Source organism: Streptomyces sp. MBT65, assembly GCF_016612545.1.
Taxonomy (GTDB): Bacteria; Actinomycetota; Actinomycetes; order Streptomycetales; family Streptomycetaceae; genus Streptomyces.
The window spans coordinates 18,605-27,947 of the sequence record NZ_JAENRY010000122.1 but is presented as its reverse complement, the minus strand read 5'-3'; the positions used below and the strand labels follow the sequence as shown (position 1 = coordinate 27,947).

Genomic DNA, 9,343 nt, shown 5'->3' with positions numbered 1-9,343 from the left:
AGGACCCCGGCGTCCTCGACGCCGAGGGTGCCGCCGGCGGCGATGTGCGGGGACAGGCCGTGGGCCGCGTCCCCGACCAGGGCGACCCGGGCGCTGGTCCAGGAAGGCAGTTCGGGTAGAAGCATGATCCGGTTCGCCAGGATCGCGTCCTCGGGCGTCCTGGCGATCATCTCCAGCAGGTCGTCGTGCCACCCGGTCTCGGCCAGGTGGCGGGCAGCACATAAGCCTCAGCGGACTTCAACAGCGACATCTGGACATCTGGACATCTGGACGATCGACAGGCCAACGCTGCGCTCCCGTTCCATCCCCTTCCTCCGTTGGAGTACCGCACGACGTCTCTGCCCGCCCGATCTGGTCATCGAGCACCCAGCCTCGCAATTCCCCGGCTACTTCCAAACCGAGGACGATGCCCGAAACGAGCTGTTGCGCTGTTTCAACGACACCGCGTCGCGGCTGCTCTCGTCCGTCTCTATGCAATTTCCCTGACGTGCACAGTCGAGCTCACCGAAGACCACATCAGCCGGGACCAGGAGCACACCTACCTGGCGGTCAACCAGCACCCCTTCGACCTTCCGCCGAGGCTCGCCCGCCTCATGGACGACCAGCTCCTACACAGCACGCCGCGGCACAGCACCACGGCCGGACGCAGGTACCTCTTGCCCGGACAAAGCCCTGGACGCCCGCGTAACCCCCTCGGTCTCGCTGACACCTTGAGACACCACGGTCTGCCCGCCCGCGCAGCTCGGAATACCGCCATGATGGACGCCCCTGCCGACCTGCCGCCCATGGTCATCGCCGACCTGCTCGGCATCCACCCCAACACAGCCGAACGCTGGGCCATACTCGCCGGCGAGAACTGCTCCGAATACGTGTCGTCGCTGACGTGACCGGAGCCATAGAGAAAGCACAGGCCAGCAGGCCGGTGGGCCGGTGGGCCGGTGGGCATGATCGTGACCTGTGGCAGATTGGCGCGTTGATCGAGCCGATGATCACGGCCTGGAGACGGTGCCGTTGCCTGCCCCATGATCTGCCGGTTTGGTCGGTGGTGTGGTGCCACCCCATGGCAGCCCTTGCCCTATGAGCTCCCGTCAGCCAGGCCGGTGCGGTGGGCGAGGACCGCCAATTGCACACGGTCGCGGGCCCCGAGTTTGGTCAGGAGGTGTCCCACGTGGGTCTTGGCGGTTCCCTGGGTGATGTGCAGGCGCTTGGCGATCTCGGAGTTGGACAGGCCCTCGGCGACCAGGACAAGGACTTCGCGTTCGCGTTTGGTGATGCCTGTCGGCATCGTGGGTGCGGGGGCGGACCGGGTGGCGAACTCCTTGATCAGCCGCCTGGTGATGCCCGGGGCGAGCAGTGCGTCGCCGGCGGCGACCACGCGGATGGCGGCGAGCAGATCCGCCGGCGGGGCGTCTTTGAGCAGGAAGCCGCTGGCTCCGGCGCGTAGCGCACCGTAGACATATTCGTCCAGGTCGAAGGTGGTGAGCATGAGGACCCGTACGGTGCCTGTGTTCGTGATGAGTCTGCTGGCCTCGATGCCGTCCATGTCGGGCATCCGGACGTCCATGAGGACGACGTCGGGGTGTGTGTCGCAAGCGAGGGCGACTGCTTCGGTGCCGGTGGCCGCCTCGCCGACCACTGCCAGGTCCGGTGCGGTGCCGATGATGCCGCACAGGCCGGCGCGTACCAGGGCTTGGTCGTCGGCCACGACGACGCGGACCGTCATGCGTGGCTTCCGGTGGAGTCCGGGGCGGTGAGCGGCAGTTGGACGCTGACCTGGAAACCGCCCCCGGGCACCGGTCCGGCCCGGAAGTCGCCCCCGCACATGGTGGCCCGTTCCCGCATGCCGATGAGGCCATGGCCTGGTCCCATGTGGCCCGGGCGGCCCTGTCCCTGGTCGGTGATCTCGATGAGCAGTTCGTCAGACCCGTAGCCGATACGGGCGCGGGCGCGGGAGGTTCTGGCGTGCTTCACCACGTTGGTGAGGGCCTCCTGGACGATGCGGTACGCCGATGTGTCGATCCCGACGGGCAGGGCGCGAGGGTTGCCGGTGATCACCAGCTCGACCTGTACGCCCGCTTCGGCCGTCGATGCCAGCAACCGGTCCAGGTCGGCCAGCCCGGGGGCCGGTGCGAGCACGGGGGCGGTGTCCTCCGTACGCAGAACGCCGAGCAGCCGCCGCATCTCGGTGGTTGTCGCGCGGCCTGTGGTCGCGATGACGTCGAGCGCGGCGCGGGCCCGGTCGGGCCGGTCGTCGATCACCAGGTGGCCGTAGCCCGCCTGGACGGTGATCACGCTCATGCCGTGGGCCACCACATCGTGCAGCTCCCGGGCGATCCGCAACCGTTCCTGGGCGATGGTCTGCGCGAGCAGTTCCCGCGCGTACCCGCGTTGTTGCCGAACCGCGTAGCCGGTCGTCCAGGCGGTGACGAAGACCAGCCCGAAGGGGATGATCCCGCCGCGGTGCGTGAAGTCCGGCAGCGCGGTGGCCACCGCACCGGAGAGGGAGAGCGCGAGCACGACCGCCGCCGTGCGGATGCGGCAGCCGGTGGCCACGAGGTACAGCACCCACGCCATCGGCCCCAACGTCAGGAATCCCAGCGTCCCACCCGGCGGGACCTCGGCCAGCGGGGCCAGCCACAAGGCCGACAATGCCGCGCCGAAGGCGGCGAGCGGACAGTGCCGGCCGACCGCCCATGCCGCGGTGAGCAGTACGGCCGCGGCGGCTGCCGCCACGAGCCGGAGGCCGGTGCCGTGGGCGGGCAGAGCCCAGGCCGACAGGCCGTACGCGGTGGAACCCGTGAGCTCCAGCGCGTGCCGGTGTCCCGGCCGTAGCCGGGCCGTCAGCGGGGGGCGCGGATCAGGACGCATGGCTTGAGCGTAGGCGCGCGGGGAGGGCGGGGGCATCGGCCCTGCGGCGTATGCCTCCAGGCAGATGCGCCGGGTGCCGCACGCCCGTCACCTTGAGAGCCCCTGACGACTGGAGAAGCCCGGTGATCCACGATTCCCTCACAGCGGCAGCGTCCGCTGTCGGCCTCAGCAAGATCTACGGCGAGGGCGGGACCCACGTCACCGCCCTGGACAACCTCGGTGTCGAGTTTCTGCGGGGGCAGTTCACCGCCATCATGGGTCCGTCCGGCTCCGGCAAGTCCACCCTGATGCACTGCATGGCCGGCCTGGAACCGGTCACCGCGGGCTCGGCCCGGATCGGCGGCACCGAACTGGGTGGCCTCGACGACAAGCGGCTCACCACGATGCGCCGGGACCGAATCGGGTTCGTCTTCCAGTCGTTCAACCTGCTGGCGACGCTCACCGCGCTGGAGAACATCACTCTTCCCCTGGCCATCGCCGGACGAAAGCCCGACCATGCATGGCTGGACCGGGTGGTGGCAGCCGTCGGCCTGGCCGACCGCCTCGGCCACCGACCGTCCCAGCTCTCGGGCGGCCAGCAGCAGCGGGTGGCCTGCGCCCGTGCCCTGGCCTCCCAACCGGAGATCATTTTCGCCGACGAGCCCACCGGCAACCTGGACTCGCGTTCCGGAGCGCGGATCCTCGCCTTCCTCCGCGACTGCGTGCGCGATCTCGGACAGACCGTGGTGATGGTCACCCACGACCCGATCGCCGCCTCGTACGCGGACCGCGTGGTGTTCCTCGCGGACGGCCGCATCGTCGACGACCTGGGGGCCCCGACCGCGGACAGCGTCCTGGACCGCATGCGTCGTCTTGACGCCGTGGCCCGCACCAGCTGAAGAGGAGCCGACCACCATGTATCGCACCGCGCTTCGCAATGTGCGGGCCCACAAAGGCCGTCTGCTGATGACGATGCTGGCTGTGCTCCTCGGCACCGCTTTCGTCGCTGGAACCCTGATCTTCTCCGACACGATCGGGCAGTCCGTCAAGGACAGCGTCTCCGACAGCTCCTCACGGACCTCGGTCCAGGTCACCGACACCGCCGTGAGCACGGAGACGGACTCGGGGGCCGGGCAGCACACCGGCGCCCGGAGCCCGCTGACCGAGTCCACGGTGCGCAGGATCGCCGCTCTGCCGGGAACGCGTTCGGCACGCGGCACCGTCACCGGCTTCGCTGGGCTCTCCGACCCACACGGCGACCTCATCGGCAGCCGCGGCAACACCCAGGGCGCCAACTGGGTTCCCGCCACGGGCGGACGGGACCCCGAGTACCCGATGGCACAGGGCACCGGACCCACCTCGGCAAGCATGATCGCCATCGATCGAAGGACCGCGAGCGACAACGGCTTCAAGATCGGCGACACCGTGCGGACGGCCGTCAACGGGCCGGTGCTGGAGATGACGGTCACCGGCATCTTCACCACCGACGACCCGCAGGTCAGGGCCGGCGGCTCACTCGTCCTTTTCGACACCGCCACCGCGCAGCGCCTCTACCTCGAGCCGGGCCAGTACGACAGCATCCAGGTCGTCCCGACACCCGGCACCAGCCAGAACGAGCTGCGCGGCGAAATCCTGCCGGTCGTCCCGCACAGCAAGAACATCACGGTGAAGACCGGCGCCCGGCTCGACGCGGACACGGCGGCAAAGGCGCGGAGCGGCATGTCCGGGATGCGGAACGTACTGCTGGCCTTCGCCGGGATCGCCCTGTTCGTCGGCGTCTTCCTCATCGCCAACACATTCACCATGCTGATCGCACAGCGCACCCGTGAGTTGGCACTGCTGCGGGCCATCGGAGCCAGTCGCCGCCAGATCACCACTTCGGTGCTGCTGGAAGCCCTGCTCGTGGGTGTCGGCGCCTCGGTGGCCGGCCTGGTCACGGGCATCGGCATCGGTGTCGCGCTCCAGGGCCTCATGGGCTCCATGGGCAGCCAGGTCTCCACCAGCACGCTGGTCGTGTCGCCCACCACTGTTCTCGTCACCCTGCTCACCGGGACAATGGTCACCGCCCTCGCTGCGCTGCTGCCCGGTCTGAGTGCCTCCCGCGTGGCCCCGGTCGCCGCGATGCGCGGCATCGACACCCCGGCCACCCGCAAAAGCCTCGTCGTTCGCAACAGCATCGGCGTCGCCCTGGCCGGAGTCGGCCTGGCACTGGTCCTCTGGGGGGCCGCCAGGGGTGGCTCGGCCGGTAACCTGCTGGTCGCGGGTGGTGCGGTGAGCACGCTGGTCGGAGTGTTCGTTCTCACCCCCGCACTGGCCCGGCCGGCGATCGCCCTGGCCGGCCCGCTCTGCACCCGGCTGTTCGGGATCTCCGGCACACTGGCCCGGCAGAACGCGGCGCGCAACCCGCGGCGCACCGCCGCTACCGCCTCGGCACTCACCGTCGGTATCACCTTGATCAGCGCGTTGACGGTCCTCGGCGCGTCCGTCACCCACGCCATCGACAAGCAGGTCACCCAGAACATGAGGGCCGACTACGCGGTCAGTGCGCTGCTCAGTCTGCCGGTCGCTCCGACGCTGCTGCCCGAGATCGCCAGGACCCCGGGCGTGGCCGCGTACAGCGCGCTGGACGACCAGCGCCTCCGTTCGGGCGGCAAGGACCTTCCCGTCACCGGCGTCGACGCGAAGAGCTTCGACCAGCTGATCGCCCCGAACATGGTCGCCGGCTCCACCACGGCCCTCCGGCGCGGCGAGATCCTGGTCGACCAGGACCACGTGGTCAACGACGACTGGGCCGTCGGCAGTACGGTCCCGGTGACCTATCCGGACGGCAGCAGCGGCCGGTTGACGGTCGGCGGGGTCTACCAGAACAGCGAGGTACTCGGATCCGTGCTGATGAGCCGGTCGGTGCTGAGCCCGCACACCACCGCGCCGTTCTACAGCACGGTCCTGGTCAAGGGGGCCACCGGGGCCACCGCGTCACTGCAACAGGCGCTCAAGGATTCCACCGGCGACAACCCGCTCATCAACGTCCGTACCAAGCAGCAGATGCGGGACCACTACAGTTCGCAGATCAACCTGCTGCTGGACGCCATGTACGCGCTGCTCGCCCTGTCCGTGATCATTGCGGCCCTGGGCGTCGTCAACACCCTTGCCATGGCCGTACTGGAGCGGAAGCGCGAGATAGGCATGCTCAGAGCGGTCGGACTGTCCCGCAGTGCGGTGCGGCGGATGGTCCGCCTGGAGTCGGTCCTGATCGCGTCCTTCGGCGCAGCACTGGGCATCCCCATCGGCAGCTTCGTGGCCTGGGCCGGCGTACGGCTGCTGAGCAGCGCGATGACCGGACTCACGACCGTCCTGCCGTACGCGCAGCTCGCCGCGTACATCGCCGGTGCGGCCCTGGTGGGTCTGCTGGCGGCGCTGTGGCCGGCCCGACGGGCCGCGAGGCTGAACGTGCTGGACAGCATCAGAACGGACTGACGCACGAGGACGGCCCGGAGCGATGCCTTCGCGGTGGCTAGTAGAGCCGTTATCCCATCCAAAGTGCTCAGGTCAAGATCCCACCGACTCGATGTCATCGAGGAACTTGCCGATCAGGCCCGGCGCACGATCCACGTCGAAGAAATCCGCGGGCATGGCGTCTCCCCGGTCCATGAGGAGGGCATCCGGCGCGGTGTCGGCCGCGGCCGACACCGCGCCGGAGAATGCCCGCAGCGCCGCCGGGGAGGTCCACACTCACCGGGCAATACGCGACGGTCGATGAATCGAGGTCGCCAGTTCAGTGTGCTCTCCCCAGGGGAGCCCCTGATCCCGGCGTCGGGGCGGGCGGCACTTATTTCCGGGAAACCCCTTCGTTCCCCGGGCGGATTCGTCGTACTGGCGTGGACGGGCAGCATCGTCCACGCCAGTACGACGGGGACCACGGGAACAGTGAGGGCGGGAGAACGATGAGGGGCTCACGATGCGGGGCGTTGGCACTGCTGACGGTGTGCGCGCTGGTTCCTGCGGCGGGCAGCGCGGTCGCCGCACCGCCCGGCGCGGCACCGGACGCAGCCGCGTTGCAGGCGGCGCTGGACCAGGTGACGGCAACCGGAGCGATCGGCGCGGTCGCCGAGGTCCGCCAGGGTGACGCCGTATGGCGCGGCAGCAGCGGCAAGTCGCGGCTCAGCGGCCAGCAGCCCGCGCCCGTCGACGGCCGCTTCCGCGCCGGAAGCATCACCAAGACGTTCACCGCCACCGTGATGCTCCAACTGGTGGGTGAGGGACGGCTGCGCCTGTCCGACACCGCCGAGCGGTGGCTCCCCGGCCTGGTCCCCGCCCCCGGAGGCGACAGGATCACGGTACGGAACCTACTGCAGCACGCGAGCGGCCTGCCTGAGTACACCGACGGACTGCTCGACGGCGACGCCCCCCGCGACCGCTTCCGCACCTGGACCGCCGCCGAGCTGGTCCGACGGGCCGTCAAGGACGGCGCCCGGGACCGCCCTCTGCTGTTCCCGCCAGGCACCGATCACCACTACTCCAACACGGACTACATCGTGCTCGGCATGATCGTCGAAAAGGTCACCAGCCACTCGTACCGCACCGAGATCGACCGGCGCATCATCCGGCCCCTCGGACTCCGGGACACCCGCCTACCGGGCTCCTCTCCCTTCCTCACCGGGCCCCACTCGCACGGCTACGAGCCGGTGGAGAAGGGGGATGGGACAGTTGTCCCGGTCGACTACACCACCGTGAACATGTCCGTCGCCGGTGCTTCCGGCGAGATCATCTCCAGCACCGCCGACCTCGACCGCTTCTTCCGTTCGCTGCTCGGCGGCGGCCTCCTGCGCCCGGCGGAGCTGCGCGAGATGACTTCCGACACCAGCGGAGCCGGCTGGGGCCTCGGCCTGGAGATGGCCACGCTCCCCTGCGGCACCATCGTGGGCCACGGCGGCGGCACTCCCGGCTACCGCACCATCTCCTTCCACACACTCGACGGCACCCGCCAAGTCACCGTGGACTGGACCGACTGGGGCACCGACACCGATGCCAGCCCCGCGGCCCTTGCCCTGATGACCGCTGCCCTCTGCCCCTCGTAGGCGCCAACGGCCGGACTTCGCTGGTTCCCCAACAGCCGCCGACCGCCTGTTCCGGACTCAGCCGGTGCCCGTCGGTAGCGATTGGTCCAAAAGGAAGGCCCGCAGCAGTGCGGTGTAGCGGCGGGGCTGTTCGCCTGAGATGGAGTGTCCGGCTCCCTTGACGGTCACCAACTCGGAGCCTGCGAGGGTGTGTTGGTACTCGGCGGTCACGGCGGGCTTGATGAAGTCGCACTCCCCTCGCATGATCAGGGAGGGGACGCGCAGGGTGCGCAGCCTGGGACGGGGATCGGGAAGCTTGTCGAAGTCCTTGACGGTCATCTGGTTGCTGTAGAAGCCCTGAGGGTTGTCGTGCGCCGTGGCGGGCGGAGCGCCTGCGCACGAGGTGCTGTCTTTTCCCTGGAGGGCGACTTCGTGCATCCAGTGGTCGACTTCGCGGTCGCCGACCAGCGCGTGGGCGGCGCCGGGGTTGATGTGGAGGAGCAGGCTCGCCGCGATGATGCGGGGTGTGCTGTTGAGCCGGTCGAGCCGGGCCTTCTGGGCGGGTGAGAGGCGGTTCCAGGGTTCCCCGGCCTGGGAGCCGGGGTATTGGCGGCCCCACAGCGCGCCTGGCGAGGTGAAGACCGCTTTGGCGACGTGTTCGCCATGGGCGGCCAGGTACTGGGCGGTGAGTGATCCGCCCCAGGACTGGCCGACCAGGATGATCCGGTCAGCGCCGAGGGTGCGCCGGATCGCTTCCAGGTCGGCGACCTGGCGGGCGACGGTGTAGCCGGTGACGTCCCGCAGTCGGGTGGAGCGGCCGGCGCCGAGCTGGTCGTAGGAGTAGACGTCGAAGCCGTCCGCCGCGAGTTCACGGCCCCCGGTGGGGATGCCCTCGCCGGGGGTGCCGGGACCGCCGTGCAGGAAGATCACCGGGGTCGGTCTGGTCTTGCCTGTGGCGGGGGCGTGGACGTAGGCGATGCGTGAACCGGTCGGCAGATCCCAGAAGCGCACGCCGGGCGGGGCGGGGACGGCCGTCGTGGTGGGCATCGGACGGAGGACGGTGACGGCGGCGAGAACGGCGACCGCTGTGGTCAGGCCGGCCGTGAGGAACGCGGACGCCCGCCGGGCCGGGCGGCGGTCGAGGCCGAAGAGGGCAAACGCCGCCCGGCCCAGCAGTCCGCCGGCCAGGGCGCCGCCGACGAGACCGACGATGACCAGGACCGGCACGCTCGCGGTGACGAACGCCGCTGTGAGGAAACCGGCCACCGCCACGGCGGGGGTCAGCAAGAGCGCCAGCAACAACAGGGCGCCGCCGGCGACACGGCGCAGAAGTATGCGTGACATGCCTTCGAGGCTAGGGAGCCGATGCGGGCGATCCGTCCAGCTCAGGTACGGTCCCACCGGGTGCGAGGGCCGCCCCGCGGCGGGGTGCCATCCCC

The 9,343-nt window shown here is 69.9% G+C and carries 8 protein-coding genes; 4 read left to right on the top strand and 4 right to left on the bottom strand.

Features of this window, described 5'->3' with window-relative positions:
- Positions 1 to 755 precede the first annotated feature (755 nt).
- Positions 756 to 887 (top strand): hypothetical protein, encoded by a 132-nt coding sequence (locus JHN63_RS54010; RefSeq protein WP_267953807.1) that lies wholly within the window; start codon positions 756 to 758, stop codon positions 885 to 887.
- A gap of 188 nt (positions 888 to 1,075) precedes the next feature.
- Here the strand turns inward: JHN63_RS54010 and JHN63_RS26405 are convergent, their stop codons facing one another.
- Positions 1,076 to 1,723 (bottom strand): response regulator transcription factor, encoded by a 648-nt coding sequence (locus tag JHN63_RS26405; RefSeq protein WP_200685063.1) that lies wholly within the window; start codon positions 1,721 to 1,723, stop codon positions 1,076 to 1,078.
- A complete protein-coding gene (locus tag JHN63_RS26400) occupies positions 1,720 to 2,868 on the bottom strand; it encodes a sensor histidine kinase (RefSeq protein ID WP_200685061.1) in 1,149 nt (382 codons plus the stop codon). The genes JHN63_RS26405 and JHN63_RS26400 overlap by 4 nt, the downstream gene beginning before the upstream one ends.
- Positions 2,869 to 2,918: 50 nt before the next feature.
- On the opposite strand from JHN63_RS26400, the gene JHN63_RS26395 reads away from it, so the two are divergent.
- Complete coding sequence (locus tag JHN63_RS26395; protein WP_200685059.1) at positions 2,919 to 3,746, top strand: ABC transporter ATP-binding protein; 828 nt, start codon at positions 2,919 to 2,921, stop codon at positions 3,744 to 3,746.
- A gap of 16 nt (positions 3,747 to 3,762) precedes the next feature.
- On the top strand, positions 3,763 to 6,324 hold the full coding sequence (locus JHN63_RS26390) for an ABC transporter permease (protein ID WP_200685057.1): 2,562 nt from the start codon (positions 3,763 to 3,765) through the stop codon (positions 6,322 to 6,324).
- A 72-nt stretch (positions 6,325 to 6,396) separates the two neighbouring features.
- Here the strand turns inward: JHN63_RS26390 and JHN63_RS26385 are convergent, their stop codons facing one another.
- Positions 6,397 to 6,579: a hypothetical protein gene (locus JHN63_RS26385; RefSeq protein ID WP_200685055.1), complete on the bottom strand. Its 183-nt coding sequence runs from the start codon at positions 6,577 to 6,579 to the stop codon at positions 6,397 to 6,399.
- Between the two features lie 236 nt (positions 6,580 to 6,815).
- Between JHN63_RS26385 and JHN63_RS26380 the strand changes: the two genes are divergently transcribed.
- On the top strand, positions 6,816 to 7,925 hold the full coding sequence (locus JHN63_RS26380; RefSeq protein ID WP_200685053.1) for a serine hydrolase: 1,110 nt from the start codon (positions 6,816 to 6,818) through the stop codon (positions 7,923 to 7,925).
- A gap of 57 nt (positions 7,926 to 7,982) precedes the next feature.
- On the opposite strand, the gene JHN63_RS26375 is transcribed toward JHN63_RS26380, so the two are convergent.
- The gene (locus JHN63_RS26375) at positions 7,983 to 9,248 is read right to left on the bottom strand and encodes an alpha/beta fold hydrolase (RefSeq protein ID WP_200685051.1); all 1,266 of its coding nucleotides are present in this window, start codon (positions 9,246 to 9,248) and stop codon (positions 7,983 to 7,985) included.
- Positions 9,249 to 9,343 lie beyond the last annotated feature (95 nt).